At 57.8% G+C, this 22,922-nt stretch carries 23 protein-coding genes; 6 read left to right on the top strand and 17 right to left on the bottom strand.

Going from position 1 to position 22,922, the window contains the following annotated elements:
• Nucleotides 1–16 precede the first annotated feature (16 nt).
• The 8 genes from V9K95_RS14905 to traA all read right to left on the bottom strand — a co-directional run bounded on the left by V9K95_RS14905 (nucleotide 17) and on the right by traA (nucleotide 9,807).
• Nucleotides 17–550, bottom strand: coding sequence for a GNAT family N-acetyltransferase (locus V9K95_RS14905; RefSeq protein WP_336441206.1), 534 nt, complete (start codon nucleotides 548–550; stop codon nucleotides 17–19).
• 93 nt (nucleotides 551–643) lie between these two features.
• Complete coding sequence (locus tag V9K95_RS14900) at nucleotides 644–2,044, bottom strand: hypothetical protein (protein WP_336441320.1); 1,401 nt, start codon at nucleotides 2,042–2,044, stop codon at nucleotides 644–646.
• A gap of 31 nt (nucleotides 2,045–2,075) precedes the next feature.
• Nucleotides 2,076–3,125, bottom strand: coding sequence for a class I SAM-dependent methyltransferase (locus V9K95_RS14895; protein WP_336441207.1), 1,050 nt, complete (start codon nucleotides 3,123–3,125; stop codon nucleotides 2,076–2,078).
• Between the two features lie 217 nt (nucleotides 3,126–3,342).
• Nucleotides 3,343–4,008: a helix-turn-helix transcriptional regulator gene (locus V9K95_RS14890; protein ID WP_336441208.1), complete on the bottom strand. Its 666-nt coding sequence runs from the start codon at nucleotides 4,006–4,008 to the stop codon at nucleotides 3,343–3,345.
• Between the two features lie 190 nt (nucleotides 4,009–4,198).
• The gene (locus V9K95_RS14885) at nucleotides 4,199–4,807 is read right to left on the bottom strand and encodes a TraH family protein (RefSeq protein ID WP_336441209.1); all 609 of its coding nucleotides are present in this window, start codon (nucleotides 4,805–4,807) and stop codon (nucleotides 4,199–4,201) included.
• A 17-nt stretch (nucleotides 4,808–4,824) separates the two neighbouring features.
• Nucleotides 4,825–5,952: a conjugal transfer protein TraB gene (locus V9K95_RS14880; protein ID WP_336441210.1), complete on the bottom strand. Its 1,128-nt coding sequence runs from the start codon at nucleotides 5,950–5,952 to the stop codon at nucleotides 4,825–4,827.
• A gap of 28 nt (nucleotides 5,953–5,980) precedes the next feature.
• The gene (gene traF / locus V9K95_RS14875) at nucleotides 5,981–6,511 is read right to left on the bottom strand and encodes a conjugative transfer signal peptidase TraF (RefSeq protein WP_336441211.1); all 531 of its coding nucleotides are present in this window, start codon (nucleotides 6,509–6,511) and stop codon (nucleotides 5,981–5,983) included.
• Nucleotides 6,508–9,807 carry a Ti-type conjugative transfer relaxase TraA gene (gene traA / locus V9K95_RS14870; RefSeq protein WP_336441212.1) on the bottom strand — a complete coding sequence of 1,100 codons (3,300 nt, stop codon included), beginning with the start codon at nucleotides 9,805–9,807 and terminating at the stop codon, nucleotides 6,508–6,510. The genes traF and traA overlap by 4 nt, the downstream gene beginning before the upstream one ends.
• A gap of 271 nt (nucleotides 9,808–10,078) precedes the next feature.
• Here traA and traC point away from each other — a divergent pair, with 271 nt between their 5' ends.
• The 3 genes from traC to traG are packed head-to-tail and all read left to right on the top strand — an operon-like array spanning nucleotide 10,079 to nucleotide 12,492.
• Nucleotides 10,079–10,372, top strand: a complete 294-nt coding sequence (gene traC / locus V9K95_RS14865) for a conjugal transfer protein TraC (protein ID WP_336441213.1) — start codon at nucleotides 10,079–10,081, stop codon at nucleotides 10,370–10,372.
• A gap of 4 nt (nucleotides 10,373–10,376) precedes the next feature.
• Nucleotides 10,377–10,592, top strand: coding sequence for a type IV conjugative transfer system coupling protein TraD (gene traD, locus V9K95_RS14860; RefSeq protein ID WP_336441214.1), 216 nt, complete (start codon nucleotides 10,377–10,379; stop codon nucleotides 10,590–10,592).
• Nucleotides 10,579–12,492: a Ti-type conjugative transfer system protein TraG gene (gene traG, locus V9K95_RS14855; protein WP_336441215.1), complete on the top strand. Its 1,914-nt coding sequence runs from the start codon at nucleotides 10,579–10,581 to the stop codon at nucleotides 12,490–12,492. Before traD ends, traG begins: the two co-directional genes overlap by 14 nt.
• A gap of 420 nt (nucleotides 12,493–12,912) precedes the next feature.
• On the opposite strand, the gene V9K95_RS14850 is transcribed toward traG, so the two are convergent.
• The gene (locus V9K95_RS14850; protein ID WP_307277941.1) at nucleotides 12,913–13,224 is read right to left on the bottom strand and encodes a DUF736 domain-containing protein; all 312 of its coding nucleotides are present in this window, start codon (nucleotides 13,222–13,224) and stop codon (nucleotides 12,913–12,915) included.
• Between V9K95_RS14850 and V9K95_RS14845 the strand changes: the two genes are divergently transcribed.
• The 3 genes from V9K95_RS14845 to V9K95_RS14835 all read left to right on the top strand — a co-directional run bounded on the left by V9K95_RS14845 (nucleotide 13,214) and on the right by V9K95_RS14835 (nucleotide 14,571).
• The gene (locus V9K95_RS14845; RefSeq protein WP_336441216.1) at nucleotides 13,214–13,420 is read left to right on the top strand and encodes a hypothetical protein; all 207 of its coding nucleotides are present in this window, start codon (nucleotides 13,214–13,216) and stop codon (nucleotides 13,418–13,420) included. The genes V9K95_RS14850 and V9K95_RS14845 overlap by 11 nt on opposite strands.
• A gap of 504 nt (nucleotides 13,421–13,924) precedes the next feature.
• Nucleotides 13,925–14,176, top strand: coding sequence for an AbrB/MazE/SpoVT family DNA-binding domain-containing protein (locus V9K95_RS14840; protein WP_307277940.1), 252 nt, complete (start codon nucleotides 13,925–13,927; stop codon nucleotides 14,174–14,176).
• Nucleotides 14,173–14,571: a type II toxin-antitoxin system VapC family toxin gene (locus V9K95_RS14835; RefSeq protein ID WP_336441217.1), complete on the top strand. Its 399-nt coding sequence runs from the start codon at nucleotides 14,173–14,175 to the stop codon at nucleotides 14,569–14,571. The genes V9K95_RS14840 and V9K95_RS14835 overlap by 4 nt, the downstream gene beginning before the upstream one ends.
• 382 nt (nucleotides 14,572–14,953) lie before the next feature.
• Here V9K95_RS14835 and trbI read toward each other — a convergent pair whose 3' ends face one another.
• The 8 genes from trbI to V9K95_RS14795 form a co-directional block, all read right to left on the bottom strand.
• Nucleotides 14,954–16,267 carry an IncP-type conjugal transfer protein TrbI gene (gene trbI / locus V9K95_RS14830; protein WP_336441218.1) on the bottom strand — a complete coding sequence of 438 codons (1,314 nt, stop codon included), beginning with the start codon at nucleotides 16,265–16,267 and terminating at the stop codon, nucleotides 14,954–14,956.
• 11 nt (nucleotides 16,268–16,278) lie between these two features.
• Nucleotides 16,279–16,734 (bottom strand): conjugal transfer protein TrbH, encoded by a 456-nt coding sequence (gene trbH, locus V9K95_RS14825; protein WP_336441219.1) that lies wholly within the window; start codon nucleotides 16,732–16,734, stop codon nucleotides 16,279–16,281.
• Nucleotides 16,734–17,513: a P-type conjugative transfer protein TrbG gene (gene trbG / locus V9K95_RS14820; protein ID WP_442958572.1), complete on the bottom strand. Its 780-nt coding sequence runs from the start codon at nucleotides 17,511–17,513 to the stop codon at nucleotides 16,734–16,736. The genes trbH and trbG overlap by 1 nt, the downstream gene beginning before the upstream one ends.
• Before the next feature lie 77 nt (nucleotides 17,514–17,590).
• The gene (locus tag V9K95_RS14815) at nucleotides 17,591–18,253 is read right to left on the bottom strand and encodes a conjugal transfer protein TrbF (protein ID WP_336441221.1); all 663 of its coding nucleotides are present in this window, start codon (nucleotides 18,251–18,253) and stop codon (nucleotides 17,591–17,593) included.
• Nucleotides 18,254–18,293: 40 nt separating this feature from the next.
• Nucleotides 18,294–19,493, bottom strand: coding sequence for a P-type conjugative transfer protein TrbL (gene trbL / locus V9K95_RS14810; RefSeq protein ID WP_336441222.1), 1,200 nt, complete (start codon nucleotides 19,491–19,493; stop codon nucleotides 18,294–18,296).
• Nucleotides 19,487–19,687, bottom strand: coding sequence for an entry exclusion protein TrbK (gene trbK, locus V9K95_RS14805; RefSeq protein WP_336441223.1), 201 nt, complete (start codon nucleotides 19,685–19,687; stop codon nucleotides 19,487–19,489). Before trbK ends, trbL begins: the two co-directional genes overlap by 7 nt.
• Entirely contained in the window at nucleotides 19,684–20,445 is a 762-nt protein-coding gene (gene trbJ / locus V9K95_RS14800) for a P-type conjugative transfer protein TrbJ (protein WP_336441224.1), read from the bottom strand. Before trbJ ends, trbK begins: the two co-directional genes overlap by 4 nt.
• Nucleotides 20,446–20,467: 22 nt before the next feature.
• Entirely contained in the window at nucleotides 20,468–22,921 is a 2,454-nt protein-coding gene (locus V9K95_RS14795; RefSeq protein ID WP_336441225.1) for a conjugal transfer protein TrbE, read from the bottom strand.
• Nucleotide 22,922 lies beyond the last annotated feature (1 nt).

The raw sequence follows: 22,922 nt of genomic DNA, 5'->3' as shown, positions 1-22,922 counted from the left end.
ACGATAACCACACACTTCAAACTGTCTCAGCGTTGCACGGCTGTACAGCTCTCAACCGCCGCACCATAAGGACCTCATCAACTTCCCTGTCACGATCCAGCAGCCCGCCGGGAATCCGGCCAACCTCAATAAATCCGTAGCGATTGTAGAAGCGCAACGCCGCGGAATTTTCTGCGCTGACTGCGAGTTCAAGCTGGCAGATCCCCTCTCCTTTTGCAAAATCGATGACCACGTCCAGAAGCGATACGGCCAAATCTGTACCGCGGAAACTTGCCCGCACATACACCATGACGAGCGTGGCGCGATGAGCCATTTTTGCAGGGCGCTGGCGCAATAAACCCATGATACCGACAGGTTCGTCCGCGTTGAAAACGACAAAGACGGGATCATGCAGTCGTTGACGCCATTCTTCATGGGAAAGTGCGACCCAATCCTCGAAGCGGCTTGCAAATGAAGCCGGTTCGGAACGAAGGGCTTCGAGGCGGATGCGCCGGAAGACCTCGATCTCATCAGGGAAAATCCGTCTGATCAATATTTCCGTTGTATCCATGGACAACTCCCATAAATGAAGGTTCCTTTCGGTACGGGTCAGCGACGGTGTTCGAGAGTCCTCCAGTCGCATTCGCGCCGGAACCCATGAGAACTATGCCCATTGCCACTCCGGGGAAGCAGGATGAATTGCACGCCGGCGGATATGCGTGGACAATTCTGCCCAAAGGGGATCATCGGTAAAACTGGCAAGGTTACCGCAGGCCCCTTCAAGCGGTCTGCCGCCATATCTTGCAGCCACCTCCAACGCATCGCCGCTTTCCTCGATCTCCAGAAAGGGGCAGCCGTCCTGTGGCCTCAAGACGCGGTGTCCCCACATGCCCGGACGCTCGTCAGCACGCATTGCGTCAAGCAGATCGCGATCATCTGAAGCCGCGAGTGCGGTGGCAACAAGATAGCGCATGAGGGGATAATATATGACCTGCCGGCAGCCCCCGAGGACACGAACCCCGGGAAGAATGGACGTCACCAGAAACGTCACCAGGAGATTGGGCACCAGTTTGCGTTGGCGCAATGAGATTGCAATGCTTTCGGGTTCAAACCTTATCTTCAAGCTCGTATCGGATCCGCCCGAGAGGAATCCGTCGTTCAAACGCAGGGGATATATCCTGCCGCCCTCCAGGCCCCAGAAAAAATCCGTTGTTTGACGCACCCATCCCGCCCATGGTCCTACATTGAGCTGCCTTGACACGCCTAGTATGTTTTTCGCGAAGAGACCGGCGCCGGCAAAACTGGCCGACAGCCAGGATGCTTTATCCTCAAAATGTTCCGCCACGAGGTCCGCAACGTCGATATCGTCGAATTGCAACAATCCGAGGGACGCAGGAAATGATCTGCGCCACAGAATCTGATTGGCAGCTTTGATCGCCTCGGCTGCTGACGGAAAGTCTCGGTCCGGCAAAATAACTTTAAGCTTAGCGACAGCAGCATTTGCTGGCTCACCCTTTTGCCCGGACAGGGTAAATCGATAGCGCCCGTTGAAGCCGCAAATACTGAAAGGATCCATCCGGCTTCGCGACAGACCGAAAATATTTACCGCCTCGCTGCCGAGCGAAAGCCATCCGGGGCCCTTTTTGGATTTTTCTACGAACTTCACCGTCGAAGAACTGTAGCAGATATGCCATGAGCAATGGTGGGCCACCAGGCCGAGTGCGCTGAACAGGTGCGTATAGAAGGCATCCGTCTCGATCAGCAAATGACAGTGAGGACCGCTTTGTATGATCGGCAAAGCCGCAATTTGCCCACTTGCGCGCTCTGCATCGGCTAGACTGGCTCCTGACCTTGTCGCGATGCGCGCGACAAACTTTTGCAGCCTGATCATTGCCTCGTCGCGAACTTGACATTGGCCGCGGGCACCTTTGTCATAAACTGCACAGGCATAATCCTTGAGCGAACGCCTCCAGAACCCGTCAAGATCGGGCAGAAGAAAAGACAATGCTCTTCTGACCTCCTCTACAGCGTTATCGAAACCCGAATCTCGCAGCTCTCTGCTCATTTCCATCTACCTTTGCTTGAGAAACTGCCGTTCACATTTCACCGCCGATCGGCCAGGGTGCGCGCCATGTCCAGTCCGAGGGTAACGGATCATTTTCATCATTTACGAAAATGCGCGGCAATTGTTCGTAGCAAAACTCTGACGGCAGCGCCGGCTTTACCATTGATGTGACGAAATCACGGACCGATCCCAGGCAATTGGAGGAGACGATGGTGTAGAAATTTCCACTGTTCCACGTGACGACGGCGTAGCGGAAATGCTGTTGAAGTGCCGATTGTGTTCGCTCGAGATCAACCTGGAGATCTTTCATCGTATCCAGAACAGCGCGCTTCTTTTCCGTTATCTGCTCCGTAGAAAAAAACCTCGACTTGAACTCCCTGTCTTTCTGACGTTCCCGCTCAAGATAGACCTGAAGGTTAGGTTGGTTCAGTTTCTGCACCTGCACCAGGACGCCGCCCGGCTTTACCCTAGGCGCTATGAAAGCTGTCTGGTTGTCCCGGTCCGGGCCATACATCTGAAAGGTCGTATCTTCCAGCAACACATCATATCCGTCCCTGAACGGTTCAAGCGTTTGATCTGTCTCGTAACGTTCATCGTCCAATTGGAAGAATGGTCCATGGTAAAAGTGAGCATCGTCGCTGCCTCTTTGCGCAAAAAAACAGACCCGGTTTCCCGTTGTTGGACTGCAGTTGAGCGTTTTCAGACGCCCGTCCCCGAGCTTTGCCAATGCCCTTGCAAGTGTGCCGGCGCCTGCCCCCAGAGTATAGATCGTGGCCGGCCGGCCACTTCGCGCCCATACCGTCTGGCCAAACAAGAGGATCGCCGCGCCCAGGCGGCATTCCTCTTCCAGGCGAAAGGGAATGCTTGCAAAATAATGGCTGTCGAAATGCCCCCACAAACGCCGATGCGTGTCCCAGAATAACATGCAGTCGAGATCGAACGAAAGCAGGTCCATCGCAGGCTCCGGCTTGCCCAGGTCCGGAGCCCCGTCCAGTCCGCTTGCGGTTCTTTCAAAGAAGGCGGCAAACGAATTGATGCGCGGAGCCCTCCGCCAGACATCTATCGTCCTTGTGTCCACCATGGCGTAATCCTCGCTATCATGCCAAACGACAGGTGCCGCTCCAGTCCAGGCTTTGGAAACCGGCCCGCTACAGGGGTTCCTGCGGCTATCCGTGATCGGGTAGAACTGATGGATGAGAAGCGTCAGCGCAACCTGTTGATTTCGACAGATTGACGAGCGGATTGCAGTTGGAAAAAACACGCCGGAGGCATTCGGGAGAGACCACATGCAGAGGCGGTCAGGTCCGGATTAGCTCAAGAAAGCTTGCCCTTCCGATAGCCTGATAGATCGTCGCGGCATTGAGTTTGCGTCTGGCGGAACCAAGATAAAGGCGCACGGCACTTTCCGAAATATGCAATCTGGGAGCAATGCGTTTGGGGACGAGACCTTGCGCCAGAAGTTGAAGACACTCCTGCTCGCGTCTGGAGAGCGTCCGGTAGTTGCTGCTTTCCCGCAGCTCCGTCAGGGAAAGCACTTTCTCGTGCAGGTAGTGGGACAGAATCTGGATGTTGTGATTGCTCGCGATACCCAATTGCCGCCATTCGAGCCTCGGCAGGTTGGATGTGGCGGAAAAGAGAGAGCGTTCGCCGCCCGGTCCTCTGATCGGGAGGGTAGCACCATGCCTTCCGATATTGAATGCATTGGCCTGAGCAAAAAAGTCCCTCACCCCCGAGGAGCGCCGGTCAAGCTTTGACCAATCGAGCATGAGAAAACCTGTGCGGCTGAGCTCGATCACCGGATCGATCTCGAAATAGTTGTTGCGCAGATAAAGGGAGGTCCATTCCTCTGGATAGGTCGTGGAACAGAAGGGGTAGCTGTCTGTCCGGTTTGCGGAGCGGACCACGAGGAAGGTCAGGTGAGCAAACCGGAAACGGTCCCTTATTTTGGCAAGGGCTAGATCCATATCCCTTTTGCTGCCCACTTTTTGCAACACAGCCAACGACCATGGCAACGGCGACGGTTGGTGATTTTCCATCATGCTCCTCTACAGTGCACTGAAATTGCAGGTTTCCATCCAGTCGAGGATCCGGCGCAGGCGATGAGATATTTCTTGTTGACGAAACGCGGTGCGCCGGAACCTGACCGGATGCACATCATTTGATGCCACCAATTGCGGAGAGATCGACGCGCAATGCCGCCCTGTTCGGGTCGCCTTCGGCCCCTGTGCCCGGGCGGGCCTCATGCTGCGGCCGCTCATTTTCATCCTTTTCCGGTGCCGCAGCCGTCTGTTCTTGTACCGGCAGGACAGGCCCCTTGCCGCCCGGATCGGCCGCTCTAAAAACCGCATTCCCTTCGAAATAGCCGGTCTGCCATGCGATGATGGCATCCTCAAACGCTTCGTTCGCCGGAGCGCCGTACCATTTCAGGACGATGCGATAGACCTTGGCAAACAAAGCCGTCCCCATGCGGATATTCGCACAGCTGTCGACCAGGTCGGGTTTGATCTGGGCAGCCTCAACGATGCCAAGACCCGCCGGATATTGGGTAATTCCGACGCGCACAATATTGCGGGCAACGTTCCGGCGGATCAGTTCCACTGCCTCATCAGGAGTGGCGGGTTTTTCAACGAGAATGACGCGGTTTCCGGAGCGGACGGTCACGGCAAGCGGATCGGAAGAGCCCGCCCGCGCGACAAAATGCTGGACGAGCGAGGTTTCAAGCGACGGATCAGCACATTGCTGAATAAGGGCTGCGTCGAGCATTGCGATAATTCCTCCTTCTACATGTTGAATGCGGCGACGATGGGAATGGCGAACAGCCGCGCCCAGGCACTTGCACTGGTTCGCTGGATGGCAGCGATTGAGGTGCCAGAGGTCCACCAGACATTTCCGGTTGCCACAATAAGGTCGGGCACGTGCAGCATCGACTGTATGATGGGCCAGACGATGAGCTGCTCGTAGCAGACGAGAGGCGCTATTTTCCTGTTCTGGAACTGCGCGACCGGATTGGCAAAGAAGTGAGCGCGGGCGCCGCCGGGCCGCCCCATCCAGCCAAGCCATGGCTGCCACATTGAAACCGGTACCGGCATGCGTTCGCGGTACACAATCTCTGCCTCATTATCCGAAACCGCGACCAGAACATTGTCGTAGCCTGCCTTGTCGACGACCGCGGCACCTGCCAACACTGTGATTTTTGACCCGCGCAGCCCGTCCTGCCAGAGTCTTTGGACGGTCGGAGTCCAAAAGCCGAGTGCGCTCTCAGGCAACACGACAACGCGAGCGCCATGACCTGCTGCGACGTGAACCAATGCGATCAGCTCCCGGTGCTGGCCAAGCGCGATATCGCGGCCGAGCGATTTGCCCTCTCGCAGATCAATCCCCTTCCAGCCTGCGGCTTGATCTGCCGGTGTCCACGTCGCAGCGGACCAGAGCCAAAACCCTGCGAATACAAGAGCGGCGTGCGGCCACCACCGCGTTGTCATGATGGCGAGGCCAGCTGTAGTGATCGCCAGGCCCCACCACCCCCAGCCTGGCAACACCATGCCCGCGGCAGTTACCGGATGAGCCCAGCCGGCAATCCCCAAGGGTGGTACGGCCATCAACGTGGCCGCTATCAAATACCGCACCGCCCTTCCTCTTCCTGGATGCCTGGTCCACAGTGCAGCATGCACGGCAACAAAAGACAGCGAGGCTCCGATCCAGAGCAGAAATCCAGGCCACAGATCAGTGGCATAGAAATTGGCAACACCCTGCGGCAGGCCCCGGGTGGCTGCCAGAAAATATCCCGCCGACACGAGGGCTGCGATCCAGCGCGATCGCGCATGCGCCCAAAGCGCCGGAAAGAGGAGGACTGCCGGAAGCGCAAGCACATAGCCGCTCCAGCCGCCCGTTCCGATGGTGATTGACATCGTAACAAGGATGGGGCCGTGCTGCCGATCAGGGATTATAGACAAGGACCGGCCGAGCAAGACCAAGCACGCCACTGACCGGAACCGGCCCAAAATATCGTGAATCATAGGAGCTCGCAAAGGGTGAGTGGAGGAAGATGAACCCGGGTGGAACGACACCGCCTGAAAAGGGACTGACCGGACGGCCATTGCCATCGCTTTTTCGCACGGCCGAACTGGTCACAGGAGTGCCATCAACAGTAACGTGCGTGTCGATCTTGATATGCTGGCCCGATGTTGCGACCACACTCTTGATCAGTGGCGCGTGGCCTCCGCGGCAAAGTCCGCGCCTGAGATAGCCGCGCTCGAGCGCCTTGTGGAACAATGCGCTCTCAGGCGGGCAAACGAAGACCAGGTCGCCGTTCCTAGCCGGCCGGTTCAACAGGATGATACGCCACAATCCGAGTGGCTCGCTGGGGGTCAGGTTGAACCGAAATTCACAAAACCAGGCGATGCCGACCGCCGCCAGGAAGCCGAGGGCGGTGCCGGTGAGGGTAACGATGGCGCTCGCCCGTCTCATTGCTTCAACACCTGCTGCTGTTGGGCTTGACGAAGGCTTTCGATCATTTTCAGCGTTTCTGCGGTGCGCTCATGGGCGGCAAGCTGGCGGGCGGTGCGCATGAGCGGCCATGCTTTTACAAGCTTCTCGCGTTCTGCCGGAGCAAGCCCCTCTGCGGCCTTGTCGAAGAGGCTGCCTGAGGCATGGCGCGCTGCAATCATCAACAGGGTTTGCTCGCCGAACCGTTCCGCCACGGCCTTGCCGAAGATGTCGATCTCCGCCTTGATCGCGGGGTTGCTGATCGCATGGCCGAAGGCTGTCGGCAGATCATTGCGGTCGATAGCGTCGCCAAGCCGTTCGAGCACAAGGTGCGCCGCCGGCGAGAGTGCCGGAATGTCGATCGATTGGCGTTGGCGCAGCGCCTGTTCTTGCTTGCCTATCCGCTCCTGCGCCGCCTGACGGAGATCAAGGTATTTTTCAATGCTGCGCTTGAGCGCCGGCACATTGGCTTCGGCGACGCGCCGCGCCTGTTTGTCCAGGCTTGAGGCAAACAGGCCGGTCTTGCCGGCAAGCCGCCCGATGGAGGCGGGAGCAGCGACAAGGCGCTCGAGCATCTGACTTGCAACCTTGTCGTCGGTCAGAACCGCATGAAAGTCCATTGCTCGGAAAGCGGTTTCGGGATCGGCAAAGACATAGCGGAAACGGTCGGACACATCGTCCCATTGTTTCCTGACGGCGGGATCGGCGAGAAGCCTATGCTCGACTGTTTCCTCCAGGGCAGAAGGATTGAAGGGAATGCCGGCGAGCATGGGCCTGATCTCCTTTCTGGCAGGGGTATTGCTGATTTCAACAAGGCCGAGTTTTTCGCCGACACTGCGCAGACGCCGGGCAAGCTCGGCAACCTTGCGTGTCTGGCGCAGCGTCCATTCGAGGTGATCACGAAGCAAGGTGCGGGCAACACGGACAATCTGCAGGCCGCGATTGTCGGCAAAGCGCAGCGCCTGCCGGTAGAGCTCATGGCGTTCGTAGTCGAGCGTCGTCTCCTTGCCCGCACGGCGCGAAAGGAGCGGGACCAGACCGCCGGCTTTTGCAAAGGAAAGCGTGCCGTAATAAAGTGCCATATCCTCGCGGTGGCGGGTCATGGCAACATAGGTGAGGTGACGGTCAAGGGAGAGAGAGGCGAGTATCTTGACGCGGTCGACGGTCAACCCTTGAGACTTGTGAATTGTCGTCGCGTAACCATGGTCGACCATGGTGTAGTGACGCTGCTCGATCGTGACCTGCCGTCGCTCATTCCCCTTTCCGATCCCGGCAACGATGCGGCCGGGTGCCGCCTCAACGACACGGCCGATCATGCCGTTCTTGACACCGAGCCCGCTGTCATTTTTCAGGAACACGATCTGGTCACCAATATCGAAGTGGCGGACACCCTCCCCGGTCGCAAAGGCGTGTCCTTTTCCAACAATCCTGCGCTCGACGAGCTTGTCGCGGGCGAGCTCGTTCAGCTGGCGCACGTCACGGCGAAGATGGGCGAGGATCAAAGTGGTCTTTTCCGGATCATAGTCTTCATTCCAGTCGGCAATGAGCCGCGCCACGGCACCCTCTTTCAGACTTTCGCCGATGAGGCGCCCCTTGCCCTCGTAGGTATGGACAGCTTCCGCGACACGGCCTCGGGCAAGAGCGAGCGAGGCCGTACGCATCCAGTCTTCATGTTGCCGATAAATGGTCTCGAGCTCCGCGTAACCAATGCGGTTGGCGATCGCCCTGAACGATGCACCGGCTTCAATCGGCTGGAGCTGTTCAGGATCGCCGACGAGCACAAGTTTGGCGCCGGACCTGACCACCGCTTCAAGAAAGAGGGCCATTTGTCTCGATGCCACCATGCCAGCCTCGTCAAGCACGAAGACGCTTCGTTCATCAAGCGCGCCGCGACCCTCGCGCCAGCGCAATTGCCATGACGCCAAAGTCCGGCTTTTTATACCGGCTTCTTTCTCCAGCCCCTCGGCCGCCTTGCCGGCGAGCGCTCCGCCAACGACGCGGTAACCGGCGGCTTCCCAGGCTTCGCGGGCAGCTTTCATCATCGTGGTCTTGCCGGCACCGGCACGGCCAACCACAGCGGCAATCCGCGCACCGCCGGTGACATGTTCGATCGCCGTTCTCTGCTCGGACGAAAGGCGATGATGGCGCGCCAAGACCGCTTGAAGATCCTGTGCCTGCACACCTTGGCTGTCTTGTTCGCTCAGCCACATCGCACGCTTTGCCATTGCCGCTTCCAGCCGGATCAGCTGGCGCGTCGTATAGCGGGCAGCGATCCGCGCGCCGGTGGCAATGTCGATGGCATCGCGGTCGATGCGGAGCAATTCTGTGCTGTCAAGAATGGCCGCCATGACGTTGCGGAAGGTGACCGGATCGTCAATATAGCGGTGCAGGACCTTTGCAATGTCGCGCTCGTCAAAGACGCTCTTTTCATCGGAAAGGAGATCAACAACGATCTGTGGTCGCTGCATGATCCGGGCGGCGTTTTCTTTTCTTGATGCATTGTGAAGGTCGATCCTTTCCAGCGATGGCTGCCATCCCTGTGTTTGCGCCTTGCGCTGGATTGCCTTGGCCGCAACGCCGATATGAGTGGTCGGAACAAGCTCAATGCCCCGTTCGGCATAAGAGCGCCCGTCGACACGCAATTCGAAACCACGCAGCGCCAGATGCTCGTTTTGAAGATCAAGCCAGCGACTTCGCTGCTGCAGGAACTCCTCCTTTTCACCGGCCCAAAGCCGGTACCGGATCTTTCCCTGTTTTGTGCGTACGGGCTGGCCATCCTCACCGATGACGGCAATCTTCTTGGCGCCGAAACCGTCCTTGGTCAAAGGTCTGAGCGTCGTCATCAGGTGAACGTGCGGATTGCCGGGATCGTCATGATAGACCCAGTCGGCAATCTGCCCGCGAGACAGGACCTGTTCGAACACGAACTGGCGCATCAGTGCAATGTTATCGTCCTTCGACAACTCCACCGGCAGCGCGATGATGAACTCCTTGGCGAACTGGGCATCCTCGCGCTTCTCGAAAGCTTCGACCCGGTTCCAGAAGGCTTCTGCCGCTGCGGCAACCGAACGATCAGCAACCAGCGCTCTTGCCCAATCAGGCGCACCGGGTGGCAGCAGAAACTCCTCATGGGCAAGATGGCGCTTGTTGGAATAATCGACCGTCCGCGCCTCTCTCTCATAGGTCATCTTCGCACAGTGACGATAGGCGGCCGACAGTAGAGCGCTGCGGCCGGAACTGCGTCCGATCAGCTGGGGTGTGAAATGGGTGATAGCCAAGGCAAACCTTCTCCGACGACAAAACAGACATCATGTTCGTCCGGAAGCGGCTGACCGGGCCATGTCAGCAAAGGGTCGCGACAGCGACGTATTACTGCGCCCTTGGACCACTCCTTTGGAACGGAGGGGATGATCTACCAAAGTGCCGGCCTTGCCGACTGTAGAATAAACGGGGATGCGCGTTGCGCTTGTCTGCGCAATCCTTGCAAGCCGAGAGCAGCTTGTAACCCCAAAAGGAATTTCCGCAGCAATCTTGAAAGGAAGACCCGCAATGAAGAAACCATCCGCGAAGATCAGGCAAGAAATCGCCCTCCTTCAGGACCAGTTGCGACAGGCCGAGACGCGTGAGGCTGAACGCATCGGCCGCCTCGCACTCAAGGCAGGGATCGGTGATATTGCGATTGACGAAACGGAACTACTGAGAGCCTTCGAAGAGCTCGCCGCCCGGTTTCGCCCGGACCGGAACGGCTCGGCCGAAGGGAAAAAACTGGCGGGATCGAGCGCTGCAAGCGGTTCGTTGCCGCTCGCGTCTGACGCGATTAAAAACAGCGCTGGCGAGGCTTGAGCGGATGAAACGGTTGACGACATCCGAGGCTCGCAGACAGGACACCCGTGAGAAAATCGAACTCGGGGGCCTGATCGTGAAGGCAGGATTGCGTTATGAGAAACGCGCACTCCTGCTTGGTCTTCTGATCGACGCTGGCATTCGTCTTGCTGACGATGAAAAAGAGCGCGACCGCCTGACAGCAATCGGCGCGCAGGCGTTCGGCCATGACAATGCGTAGGCTGCTGCTGACAGCAATGCCCGCATCCCTGATGATAGCGTCAATGTTCGCAATGGCGGGCATCGAACATTGGCTGGCCGCATTTGGAAAATCCGATCAGGCGCGCATGATACTCGGCCGTATTGGCCTTGCCGTGCCTTACGTTACGGCTGGCGTCATCGGAACCCTCACCTTGTTTGCCGCCAATGGCGCAGCGAACATCAAGGCTGCCGGATGGAGTGTTACAGGCGCAAGTTTCTTGACGGTTGTCATTGCTGCGATCCGCGAAAGTGTCCGCCTGGTCGAACTGTCCGATAATGTGCCAAAGGGTCAATCGGTCCTCGTCTATGCGGATGCGGCGATCATGATCGGCGCATGCGTTACGCTGCTTGCGGGTATATTTGCGTTGCGAGTTGCGCTGATAGGCAATGCCGCTTTTGTCAGACCCGCGCCGCGCCGCATCAGGGGCAAGCGTGCAATCCATGGCGAGAGCCAATGGATGAGCATGAAACAGGCGGCAAAGCTGTTTCCACAAACGGGCGGCATTGTTGTCGGCGAACGTTACCGCGTTGACCGCGACAGCGTCACAGATATTGCGTTCAGGGCCGACGCGCCGCAGACCTGGGGGACTGGTGGCAAGGCGCCGATGCTCTGTTTCGATGCCACATTCGGTTCAACGCATGGCGTGGTTTTTGCGGGATCGGGAGGGTTCAAGACGACATCCGTCACCGTTCCCACAGCACTTAAATGGGGAGGCGGTCTCGTTGTGCTCGATCCGTCAGGCGAGGTCGCGCCGATGGTGGTCGAGCACCGGCGCAAGGCGGGCCGGAATGTCATCGTGCTTGATCCGGGAAATCCTGAAACAGGGTTCAACGCGCTCGATTGGATTGGCCGCTTTGGCAATTCGAAAGAAGAGGATATCGTTGCCGTCGCGACCTGGGTGATGACAGACAGTGCGCGGCAGGAATCCGCCCGTGATGATTTCTTTCGCGCATCCGCGATGCAACTCCTCATTGCCCTCATCGCCGACGTCTGCCTGTCCGGAAACCTGCAGGTGATGGACCAGAGTCTGAGACAGGTCCGCGTCAACCTGTCCGAACCCGAACCGAAACTTCGGGAGCGGCTCGCGCGCATTCATGACCAGTCGGATTCGGATTTTGTGAAGGAAAATGTAGCTCCGTTCATCGCCATGACACCGGAAACATTCAGCGGCGTCTATGCCAATGCAGTCAAGGAGACACACTGGCTCAGCTATCCGAACTATGCCGCCCTCGTATCTGGAAATGCATTTTCGACCGATGACATTGCCGCAGGCGAGACAGACATCTTCATCACGCTGGACCTCAAGGTGCTCGAGGCGCATCCCGGGCTTGCCCGGGTGGTGATCGGCTCGTTTTTGAACGCGGTCTACAACCGCAAGGGCGAGTTGACCGGCCGAGCACTCTTCCTGCTTGATGAAGCAGCCCGCCTCGGTTATCTGCGCATCCTTGAAACCGCGCGCGATGCCGGACGCAAATACGGCATCACCTTGATCTTGATCTTCCAATCACTGGGACAGATGCGTGAGGCCTATGGCGGCCGCGACGCGACTTCGAAATGGTTCGAGTCCGCTTCCTGGATCTCGTTTGCGGCGATCAACGATCCGGAAACAGCAGAGTATCTTTCCAGGCGTTGCGGCGATACCACGGTCGAGGTTGACCAGACAAACCGTTCCTCCGGGATGCAGGGATCATCACGCTCGCGATCCAAACAGCTCTCGGTCCGCCGCCTGATCCTGCCGCATGAAATCATGCAAATGCGGTCTGACGAGCAGATCGTGTTTACAGCGGGCAACCCACCGCTGCGATGCGGTCGCGCGATCTGGTTCCGGCGCAGTGATATGAAATCGGTCGTCGGAAAAAGCCATTTTTACAGAACATAGTATCGATGCGACGAACCTATTGTGTTCGTTTCGGAACGGGATGATCGGCGCGAAAAGGCGTTGGATGATATCGACCCTGGAAAATCCGCAGATGGGTCGAGCAATCGCCCAGCCTAAACAAGGAAAGCAGCTATCGTGATCACCGCGACAAGTAACCGGGCGTGGCTTTGCCCTGCCATTCAACCGGTTGGGTTGCGCGAGCCATTTCCTCAAGCATTACCACCGTGTGGAAGTCGTGACTGAGGCGTGTGTGCAATTCCGGACGTTAGTAAAAACCGTCCTGTTTCCGTCCGGGCATTGATTGCGCTGCGACCGGATCGCTCGCGTCCGGCGCGAATGCCAGGCCCACATGCCCGTGTGCTTCCTGGCAACCCCGGGTGGAGCCCCGCCTTCGCTGGCAGAGCCCCTGGACCGATGGCTTCAATCCCGGTTTGGACGGGACCAGATGAGGTGCAGGGCTGCCTCACCGTCCACCTCAGTCAGAGTGGCGTAGATTGGAGCGGGAAAGCTCGGGTCGTCCAGTTTGACCGAGAGGTAGTCGCGCTCGCTCTCGTTGGAGCGCTTCTGCCATGCCGCACCGAGCTCAACATTGCCGGCATAGATGCGGTAGTGCGGGCCCTTGTCGGAGGGGTTGTCAATGCGGGCAATGCGGGCCCTGACGTTTAGTGCGAGGGTACGGACCGAGCCGGTAAAGCCGTTTTCGGTGGAGGTGAAGGTGCCGATGGTAGCCATTGTCTTGTTCCTTTCGCTTGTTTCGGGCCGCGCCCATCGCGGCCTCGATGGCTGTCGCAAAGATCGGCGACGATCGGACCGCACCCCGCAGGGGCTGAAACGCAGTGGAGGACGGCAGGAAGCAGCTTTGTTGTTTCGCGAGGAATGCGAACGCAGTTCGCAGGGGAAGAAAGCTGCGGATGGCCGTTGCGGATAACGGTCGAGGCGAAGCCGGTCTCCGATCAGACATGCCCCATCGAGCCCGCGAAGGACGTGGCCTGGACTGCAATGGAAGGAACCCTGGACGCATGTCCCTCGTCACCAGATTACGTCGAGCGAAATGGCATGGCGGTGACCCGCACCAATGTCGCCGCCGGTTATCGGAAGCAGCCTGCCCCGGCCTGGCAATCAAAAAAGAGACGCAAGCGAACGAGGTCACATGGACTTCCAATGAGCGCAGACGGGGGGAGACAGATATGGAGTCGGCATGGTCAGACCAAGACCTGGCATTCGAGTGTACATGATCAGATGGGCCTACCGTCAACCATTTATCTTTGCCGCAGCAATCATTCGTCCCTGTGGGGAATTTCCTGATGGCGTAAAGGCCGCTAGGCCTTCTTGAGCCCTCGCGATTGCTTTGCACCCATCTAAACAATGCCACTTGCAAGTAATGAGAATTTGCATTACTGTACGTGACCTACTGAGCAAAAAGGAGAGAGTCGTGACTTCACTAGGGGTTACAATGAAAGGACAGGTCACGCTAAAGCGGGATTTACTGCAACATCTCGGCATTAGGCCCGGCGAACGGATAGAATTGGACAAACTGCCGGGCGGTGAGCTTCGGGTGAAAGCGGCGCGGCCGAAAGGCACAATTGATAGTTTCATCAGTCGGCATGCGGGCAAGGTCAGAAAGCCGATGACGATTGACGAAATGAACGAGATTGCCGCCTCTGGTTGGGCGGGTGAAGAATGAAAATCTCAGTTGATACAAATATACTCGCGCGCGCTGTTTTACAGGACGACGCAAAGCAAGGCCGTGCCGCCAGCAATCTTCTCAAAGAGGCTTCCCTTATCGCGGTAGCCTTGCCGTGCCTGTGTGAGCTGGTTTGGATACTACGGCGCGGAGCGAAGCTCCCGAAGGAAGATGTAGCCCTGACGATCCGTGATTTGCTGGATGCTGGAAATGTTGTGATGAATCGTCCTGCTGTTGAGGCCGGACTCGCCATTCTCGAAGCTGGTGGTGATTTCGCGGATGGTATCATGGCATATGAGGGCAATTGGTTGGGCGGCGAAACCTTTATGTCGTTCGATAAACAGGCAGTTGAACTGCTGACAGATCAAGGACAGGTGGCGCAGCTCCTGTCCTGACAGCGCCTCGCATTATTAGCACGACGGTCGCAGAACTTGGCACCCGGCTGTCTGGGTTTCCCTTGTCATTGTAAGATAGTGACCTTTCGTCTGCCGGAGATTGTCGAGAGCCTCTTACCGGCGTCTTTCCAAACGCAAGTTTCTGCCAATAGCCCGCAGGTGGCCCTGATATGTAGCAATAATCGCATGTTTTGGCCAGCAACGTGGCTGAAACCTGGAATTATCGGGCTAACTCATTGATCGAATATGCACGTTGTTCCCCACTCCTCATCATTGTAGCCGACAGTCATTGACATCGCTAAGCCGAGCGCTACCTCATCGCCAACCAACCGAAGTGATCGTGCGCGTCGATTAGTTTCCCGCTTCGTAAATATCAGACACGCTATTTTCCATATGCCGCCGGGAAAACCATGTCCTGATCGACAACGACGTTGAACTGATAGCCCGGGCGAATTTCCAACGTCGGCTGGACGTCGAGATTTCGGTTGATCGTGCGCTCGGCGACACGTCCGAAGGATTCTGCAAAGTTTCGCCTGGCTGCGTCGGATGCGGTATCCTGTGTCGCACGCGTAGAGCTTTCCGGCATGGCCATGTCGATTCCGGTTCCGATCATCGCGATGAGGGCAGCCGAACCAAACGTCCTCAAATAGTGGTTGTTCACCTTGTCCTTGAAGCCGCCATACCCTTGCACATCGGCAGCAGCCATGGCGCCTATCTGAAGCGTCGAGCCGTTCGGGAAAATGATATCCGTCCAGATAGCAAGAACTCGTCTTTGCCCGAACGCGATCTTGCTGTCATACCGGCCAAACAGCTTGGCTCCTTGCGGGATCAGGAGGCGATGGCCGGTTGCGCTGTCATAGATGTTCTGGCTGACCTGTGCAATGATCCGGCCGGGCAGATCGCTGTTAATGCCATTGATCAGCGTTGCAGGAATGACCGACCCGCGCTTGAGTTCATGGGGCGATTGCTGCGGGACGACCCGGTGCGGCAAATATCCGAGTTCCCTGATGTCCGAATTGAAGAAGTCTTGCTTGGATGCCTGGCCGTTCTGGTCAAAATTTTGACCAGCAAGACCATTTCTCAGCGCTGCGGCATAAAGGTCCGAGCCGGAAGCTTGAGATGCGGAGTATGAAGATTTGAGTGTATTGGGCATGTCCGTCGCATCGCCCGGCCTGCTTGCAAACTTGCCAGGGTCAAGGGCAAGAGGGGCATCATGGGCTGCTGCATTCGCTTGCAGACGCGCCATGCGTTGACGTTGCCGTTCGCGCAGATATTGTTCGTCCTGCTCGCGTTGAAGACGTGCCCGCCACATCTCATCCTCTTCCAGGCCGCTATCCCGCTTTTGGTATTCGCCCGTATGGTTTGTCTGCATCCCGAACGGATTGGCGGATGCGTCCGGCTTCGTGTCCACGGGAGAGGGCTGGAAGTTTGGGGGCGGCTGAGGCTCGCCAATGATGCCGTCGGCCACACCCTGTTTCAACTGATCGGCATAGCTAGAGGCCGGGTGTCCCGCAGACTGATCAATGCCTGGTTCGTCACCAGGATAAAGCCCACGTTGCGCAAGACCAAAGAATATGATGACGAGAAAAACGACAACCAGACAAATCAGGACGAATACAGGCAGGCGATTGACGCGCCGCATGCTGGTGGCCTGGTTGCTGTTTTGCGTTCCTCCAAGCTGCAGCGATTGCACCATGACGCTCCTACCTAGCTGCTCTGCATAACCGAAAGCGGGCTTGTCGGCGTCGCGCCTACGCTTGTTATGCTGTAAACGCGGCTGATCTTCAGGCTCGCCGTTGATAGCCGTGCAAGCATCTGTCCCTCGAACGGCTCCACCGCATAGGCAAGCGAGATGAGTTTTGTTCTATCCCCGGTCTTCTGGTCGGCGACAACCGCATAGCCCCAGCCCTTGAGCGCTGCCTCAAGCGCCCGTCCGAACGGCGTATCATCCTGATTCAAGGCAACGGCAGCGGTCCGGGGTCCCACCTGTTCGGCAAGACGACTGACCATGTCGCCGGCGATCGCGCCTGCGGCAGTATCGGAGATTTCAGGCAGCGCGGTGCCGGCCATCAATCCCGTTGGTGCAACCGATGCACACCCTGAAAGAACAAAGGCAAGAAACCCGGCAACCATCATGGCGCGAACAGGTGAATGCAATCGCATCACCGCCCTCCCCGCTTGATGGTGATCTTTTCCTGCTTCCAGCCGACGCCGGAGACAAGTACGGCACGGTCAATATTGTAGTCGACCATCATCATATCGCCTTTCATGCGGTAGTTGACAATGCGGTTCTGGCCCCCCGACACGACGAACAGAACCGGTGCATCCTTGGCTGATACGGATTTTGGGAACTGGATATAGGTTTTCGATCCGTCACCGTAGACGCGCACCGGGCGCCAGCTTGCTGTTCCGGAAAGCGAATAGCCGAAATTCAATTGTTCTGGAGGCAAACCGGCGCCGGAAATCGTGCCGGTTTCCAGCTGTGCATTGATGTCGGAAACTTTCGCCGAAACGTCTTCGGGATATTCGAAACCCACACGTGCCATATACTGCCTTGCATGCGATTTGAGCTGAATGTGATAGGTTCGCCGCGATGTTGTCACCACCATGGACGTGATCAGGCCAGGCTCGGAGGGTTTAACGATCAGATGAATCGCCTGTCCACCGGCTGCACCGGAGGTGGCGGGTTCAACCTTCCAGCGCACTGTGTCGCCGACAAGGACGTCACGGACCACCTCGCCGGCCTGAAGTTCGATGTCGCACACCTGCAATGGTGAACAGACGACGGATGGTTGCACCTCCCCGAAAAGAAAGATGACCTTGCCATCCGCCCCTTTCGTGACAAGTCCGCGGCTTCCCCGCCATTGGCCGGATATGTTTGTACCTTTCGCTTCATTTGCGCTCATGCTCTGAGCCAGAGCGACCGGAAGGAATGTGGTCATGACAAGGAGGGTGATGGATGCAATCAGGACGGCCCTGGCGGAGATTGCGCTGACGTTCATGTCTGGTTTCATACCTTTTACAGCTGCGCCGTCCAGTCGAAGTCACGCAGGTAAAGACCTAGCGGATTGAGCCGGATGATGCGTTCATCTTGTGGTGGATTGAGGGTGACTGTGGCAATGCCTCGAAACCGCCGAACCGCAGTTTCCTTGCCCTTCCGGTCGCGTTCATATTCGGTCCAGTCGACCTGGTAAGACTGTTTTGACAGCGCTACGATGTTGGTGACTTCAACCGCTATGGTGGCGTTCCTGGCCTTTTCAAAGGGAGAATTGCCGCGAAACCAGTTGTTCACCTTCTCGGTCGCGGGGTCCGAAGTTCTGAGCAGCGCATAGGTGCGGTCGATATAGTGCTTTTGTACAATCGCATCGGGAGTCACCGAGCGAAAATTTGAAACGAAACCGCCGAGCGTGGCCCGCACCACACGCGGGTCGGCATATTCGATCTGCTGCGGGAAGCCGGCACTTGCGGCGGTTCCGAGCTTGTCGACCTCGACGATGTAGGGGACGAGCTTCACCTGGGTGCTTTGGAAAAGCCCATAGCTGAAGCCGATTACCGCCATCAGCATGCCGGCAATGCCGACGATCCGCCATGTCCTTGCCGCGTGGATATAGGAGCCGTAGCGCTCATTCCATTCCAGCCGTGCGGCCATATAGGGGTTTTCTGCGGTCTCACCCGGTGCCATCACCCCCCACGCCGTGTTTCGGGCAGTCGATCGTCTCATATCAGCGTCCCTTATTTCCGGATGAGTCTTTGGACGCCAGGGATGACTTTCTGGCTTCCTCGAGCTTGGCGTTGGCAAGCCCGAGCGTTGAGGTGCCATAGGTGCCGCGTCCGCCCATCGCCTGATCGCGGGCTGCCGAGGCGAGTGCGCCTCCAGTTGCCTCGAACCCGCTTGCCATTCCTTTCAGCGCCGCTCCTGCCACTGACGAGCCCGTCGACCGGGCATCGGCATACGCCGCTGCACCGATTCTCGCTCCTCCCATGGCCATGGAAGTCGCGCCCACCGTCGCACCGACGGCAAAACCCGACGCCTGCGAGCCGTGCCGGATCGTCTCCATGCCGCCCGTCACGGACACACCCTGCACCACGCCCTGCATGATAGGAGGGACATACATCGCAATTACGAACACGACGACCGATATGCCGGCGATGGCGAGCGTGGTAATAAATTGGTCGGTGGTTGCGGTTGGCGCCTCAGCCAGTCCGAGCAGGGTCTCGGAGCCGATCTTGGCGATCATCACCAACGCCATCAGTTTCATGCCGACCGAGAAGGCATAAACCAGGTATCGGATGGCGAAATCCTTGGTGTAGGAGGAGCCGCCAAGCCCGAGCATGATCATTCCTGCCAGGAGCCCGACATACATCTCTACCATGACGGCAATGAAGATGGCTGCGATCAGGGAAAATGAAACGACAACCACAACCATCGCGAAAACCGCAGCGATGGCCAGCGCATTGTCCTCGAACAGACCGAACTTGGCCTGCTCGGACATCTTCGACGCAACGCGGATTCCGGCGTCGAAAATATTGGCGGGCGACGGAGAGCCACCACCGGCGCCGATCTGGTACAGGCTGTCGACTACGGCCTTGGCGAATGCCGAGCCACCGTCGAGGATAAAGGCGAAGAGGCCAATGAACATGATCCGGCGCACCAGTTCGGCAAACCATGAATCGAGCGCGGCGGCACTGACCGCCAGCCAGATAGCGGCAATGCCGATTTCGATACCGGCGAGAATCCAGAACAGGGAGCGCGCTGCATTCATGATCGTTGTCTCCCATCCCTTGGCGGCACTCACGACCTGGTTCTCCAGCGTGGTCAGCACCGCACCCTGTTGTGCAAGCGCTGGCGCACTCGCAAACAGCAAAATCGCGACGACGAAGAACGCTGTCTCCTGAGCGCGGGAAGCGCGTAAAACTACCATCCTGACTTCATCTCCTGGCCGCCGCGCACATCACGGTCCGGATCGCCACCGAAAAAGCGCTCGCGGTATTCGCGCTGTGCAGCAGTCGGTTCCGAAATCATCGCCGGTGGCTCAGTCATCGCGTCGGGTTGAAACACCATTCCGAAAACGATGACACACGCCAGCACGAGGATAACGAGGATGCGCGGGCTCACCAGCGCGGCTCCATTGTCTGGCCGCCGCGGATGTCATTGATCGGTGCGTTGAAGAATTTTTCCCGTCGGGCCTGGGCAAGATCCTTTTGTGCCTGTTCGGATCGAAACCACGTGCCCATCATGGTCATCTGCTGTGAAACCAGCCCGCGCAGCTTTTGCATTTGCGCGACCTGCTGGGCAGCGATCTGATGGCCGACCTGCAGTGCTTTCATCTGCCCATCAGCGCTTTGGGACATTGAGCGCAATGATGACATTGTGCTCTCCTCGCTGTTAAACTGCTCAACGGTGAGATTTGCAGCCTTCAGTGTGCCGAGGATCGTGTCACGATTGGCGTTTGACCAGTCCTGATAGGTCGAGGAAAAGCTCGCGCTGTCCGGCAGGTTACTTTTCATGTCGGCGAAGCTCGCGAAGCGCTGCTTCAGGACATCGTCGACATTGCCCATGGAAAAGGCGATGCCCTGCCCCTGCGCGACAACGCTTTGAAGCTTGCCCAGATCATTTTCAACCTGGCCCCATATATGATCCGGCAGCTGGGCGGTGTTTTGCAAAAGATTCCTGTAGATGTTGAGCTGGTTCTGGATTTGCTCTGCAAGCTGATTGATCTGGGTAATCTGATTGTTCACCTGCTCGGCCGACTTGCCGACGAGGCTGATCAGCTCCGCATTATTGGCCAGCTGGGTCCATTCTGTAGCCTGTCCGGTGACACCGCCAGCGCGCGCGAATCCGGACGTGACCGGCGCAAGCACTGCCACGGCCATGGCGGTCGCGAAAAGGTTTCTCCTAAGCTTTCGGTAACACCAATGCTGCATCGGCAATCCCCCTCTGCTTGATCCAATGGAGCGGCCAGTCGGCCGCATGTTCGGCATAAAGGGCACGGATATGCTTGATATCTTCCTTGCCGGATGCGCCTACAAACGAAAGCGCCAGAGGTCCAAGAGCCATGTCGAATAACCGGCGCCCTTCGGGACTGATTACATAATATTCCCGCTTCGGCACGGCGGAGGCGACAATGGCGATCTGGCGATCATTAAAGCCAATCCTTTCGTAGAATTCGCGTGTTCCGGGCTCTCTCGCCGCTCCGTTTGGAAGACAAATCTTGGTCGGACAGCTTTCTTTCAGCACATCGATGATGCCAGAACGATCGGCGTCCGAGATCGACTGGGTTGCGAGGATCACCGCACAATTGGCCTTGCGCAAGACTTTCAGCCACTCCCTGATCTTGTCCCGGAAGACCGGATGGCCAAGCATCAGCCAAGCCTCATCAAGGACAATGAGGCTTGGCTCGCCCGTCAGCCGTTTCTCAATGCGGCGAAACAGGTAGGTCAGGACCGGTACAAGATTGCGCTCGCCCATATTCATCAATTCCTCAACCTCAAAACACTGAAAAGCACCCAGTGACAATCCGTCCGCTTCCGCGTCAAGAAGTTGCCCCATCGGACCGTCGACCGTGTAGTGGTGCAATGCGTCCTTGATCTCGCGCATCTGCACACCGGAGACGAAGTCGGAAAGCGACCGGCCACGCGATTGCGCCATCAGTTGGATCTGCCGGGAGATGGCGTTGCGATAGTCGGGAGTGATGGGGACATCCTGCAGTGTCACCAGCATCTCGATCCACTCGCTCGCCCATGCACGGTCCGTGTCCGTCGAGAGCTCGGACAACGGACAGAAAGCAAGCTCGCTTCTCGCCGCTTGCGGCTCTGCGCCAATCTCGTAGTGGTCACCACCGACTGCAAGCGTCAATGGCAACATGGAACGCCCCTTGTCGAATGCAAAGAGCTGAGCGTCCTTGTAGCGGCGAAACTGCGAGGCAATCAGAGCCAACAGCGTGGACTTGCCCGATCCGGTCGGCCCAAAAACGAGCGTATGGCCGACGTCATCGACGTGAAGATTAAACCGGAACGGCGTCGAGCCGCTTGCCACCTGCATCAATGGCGGGGATCCGGCCGGATAAAATGGGCATGGAGCAACGGGCCTGCCGGACCAAACCTGATTGAGCGGGATGAGATCTGCGAGATTGCGCGTGTTGATCAGCGGTTCGCGGATATTGGCATACCAGTTGCCGGGCAGACTGCCGAGGAAGGCATCGGTCGCATTGAGGGTTTCGATGCGCGCTCCGAACCCTTCCCCCTGAATCAACCGGCGGACCGCTTCGCATTTGTCTTTGAGCTGGACACTGTCCTTATCAAACAGAATGATCACCGGCGTATAATAGCCATAGGTTACAAGCTGGGATGAGGCTTGTGCAATTGCGTCCTCGGCCTCGGCCACCATGAGCATCGCATCCCGGTCGACGGCTCTGCTTTGTGTCTGGAAAAGCTGATCAAAGAATGGGCGAACCTTCTGCTGCCATTTTTTACGCGTGCGCTCAAGTTTTGCCTTGGCCTCTTCGGCATCGAGAAAAATGAATCGGGAAGACCAGCGATAGGTCAGCGGCATGAGGTCGAGCGCGTTCAGGATGCCTGGCCAGCTTTCTGCCGGCAGACCATCGATCGCAACGACGCCCGCAAACCGGTTATCCACCATGGGTGTCATGCCGTGTTGCAGCTCGGCTGTCACCAACCAGTCGAGATACATAGGGACAGCAGGCAACCGCACAGGATGGTTCTCCCCTGTAATGCAAAAGCGGATGAACTGGAAAAGCTCATCATATTTCACCACATTCCCTCGTGGTTCTCCGACTTCCTGCGTCACCATCCGCCTGATCGACATCGTGATGGAGAGGTATTGTTCTATTTCGCGGATCGAGGTCTGAAATGCCTCCAACGCCTGATCGGCGTAGGAGGCAGACCGGGTGTCACGATCGGCATAGAGATAGCGTGTCAGACCGGAACTTCGGGGCTCGGGCGGGCGCCATGTCAGGATCAGCGCGTGCTGGCTTTCGAAGTGACCGCTTTCCCGTTCAAAATGCGCACGACGTTCGGCGTCAATCGCGCGGGTCACCGCATCGGGGAAGAAACAGTCCCGGTCTCCTGGATAATCGGTTGCCGGAACCCGCACAGCCTCGACCTGGATCATCCAGCCCGAACCCAGGCGTGAAAGGATGACATTGATCTGGCGCGATATGTCATTGCGCTCGACGTCCGTAGAGCTTTCGCTATCGGGTCCGGCGAAATACCAGCCGGCCATCAGCGAGCCATCCTTGAGCAGAATAACGCCGTTGGCGACGAGCCCGGCATAAGGAACAAGGTCCGCAAAGGAAGAGCCGGCGTGGCGGAAGCGAGAAAGAGCGACCATC

The organism is Phyllobacterium sp. CCNWLW183, from assembly GCF_037203775.1.
Lineage (GTDB): Bacteria > Pseudomonadota > Alphaproteobacteria > Rhizobiales > Rhizobiaceae > Phyllobacterium > Phyllobacterium ifriqiyense.
This window is presented reverse-complemented; position numbering and strand designations above follow the sequence as displayed.

Bases quoted from the DNA above. Each gene is read 5' to 3' on its own strand.
- V9K95_RS14905 (WP_336441206.1), bottom strand. From the start codon at position 550: ATGGATACAACGGAAATATTGATCAGACGGATTTTCCCTGATGAGATC.
- V9K95_RS14900 (WP_336441320.1), bottom strand. From the start codon at position 2,044: ATGAGCAGAGAGCTGCGAGATTCGGGTTTCGATAACGCTGTAGAGGAG.
- V9K95_RS14895 (WP_336441207.1), bottom strand. From the start codon at position 3,125: ATGGTGGACACAAGGACGATAGATGTCTGGCGGAGGGCTCCGCGCATC.
- V9K95_RS14890 (WP_336441208.1), bottom strand. From the start codon at position 4,008: ATGGATCTAGCCCTTGCCAAAATAAGGGACCGTTTCCGGTTTGCTCAC.
- V9K95_RS14885 (WP_336441209.1), bottom strand. From the start codon at position 4,807: ATGCTCGACGCAGCCCTTATTCAGCAATGTGCTGATCCGTCGCTTGAA.
- V9K95_RS14880 (WP_336441210.1), bottom strand. From the start codon at position 5,952: ATGTCAATCACCATCGGAACGGGCGGCTGGAGCGGCTATGTGCTTGCG.
- traF (WP_336441211.1), bottom strand. From the start codon at position 6,511: ATGAGACGGGCGAGCGCCATCGTTACCCTCACCGGCACCGCCCTCGGC.
- traC (WP_336441213.1), top strand. From the start codon at position 10,079: ATGAAGAAACCATCCGCGAAGATCAGGCAAGAAATCGCCCTCCTTCAG.
- traD (WP_336441214.1), top strand. From the start codon at position 10,377: ATGAAACGGTTGACGACATCCGAGGCTCGCAGACAGGACACCCGTGAG.
- traG (WP_336441215.1), top strand. From the start codon at position 10,579: ATGACAATGCGTAGGCTGCTGCTGACAGCAATGCCCGCATCCCTGATG.
- V9K95_RS14845 (WP_336441216.1), top strand. From the start codon at position 13,214: ATGGTAGCCATTGTCTTGTTCCTTTCGCTTGTTTCGGGCCGCGCCCAT.
- V9K95_RS14850 (WP_307277941.1), bottom strand. From the start codon at position 13,224: ATGGCTACCATCGGCACCTTCACCTCCACCGAAAACGGCTTTACCGGC.
- V9K95_RS14835 (WP_336441217.1), top strand. From the start codon at position 14,173: ATGAAAATCTCAGTTGATACAAATATACTCGCGCGCGCTGTTTTACAG.
- trbI (WP_336441218.1), bottom strand. From the start codon at position 16,267: ATGGTGCAATCGCTGCAGCTTGGAGGAACGCAAAACAGCAACCAGGCC.
- trbH (WP_336441219.1), bottom strand. From the start codon at position 16,734: ATGCGATTGCATTCACCTGTTCGCGCCATGATGGTTGCCGGGTTTCTT.
- trbG (WP_442958572.1), bottom strand. From the start codon at position 17,513: ATGACCACATTCCTTCCGGTCGCTCTGGCTCAGAGCATGAGCGCAAAT.
- V9K95_RS14815 (WP_336441221.1), bottom strand. From the start codon at position 18,253: ATGGCACCGGGTGAGACCGCAGAAAACCCCTATATGGCCGCACGGCTG.
- trbL (WP_336441222.1), bottom strand. From the start codon at position 19,493: ATGGTAGTTTTACGCGCTTCCCGCGCTCAGGAGACAGCGTTCTTCGTC.
- trbJ (WP_336441224.1), bottom strand. From the start codon at position 20,445: ATGGCCGTGGCAGTGCTTGCGCCGGTCACGTCCGGATTCGCGCGCGCT.
- V9K95_RS14795 (WP_336441225.1), bottom strand. From the start codon at position 22,921: ATGGTCGCTCTTTCTCGCTTCCGCCACGCCGGCTCTTCCTTTGCGGAC.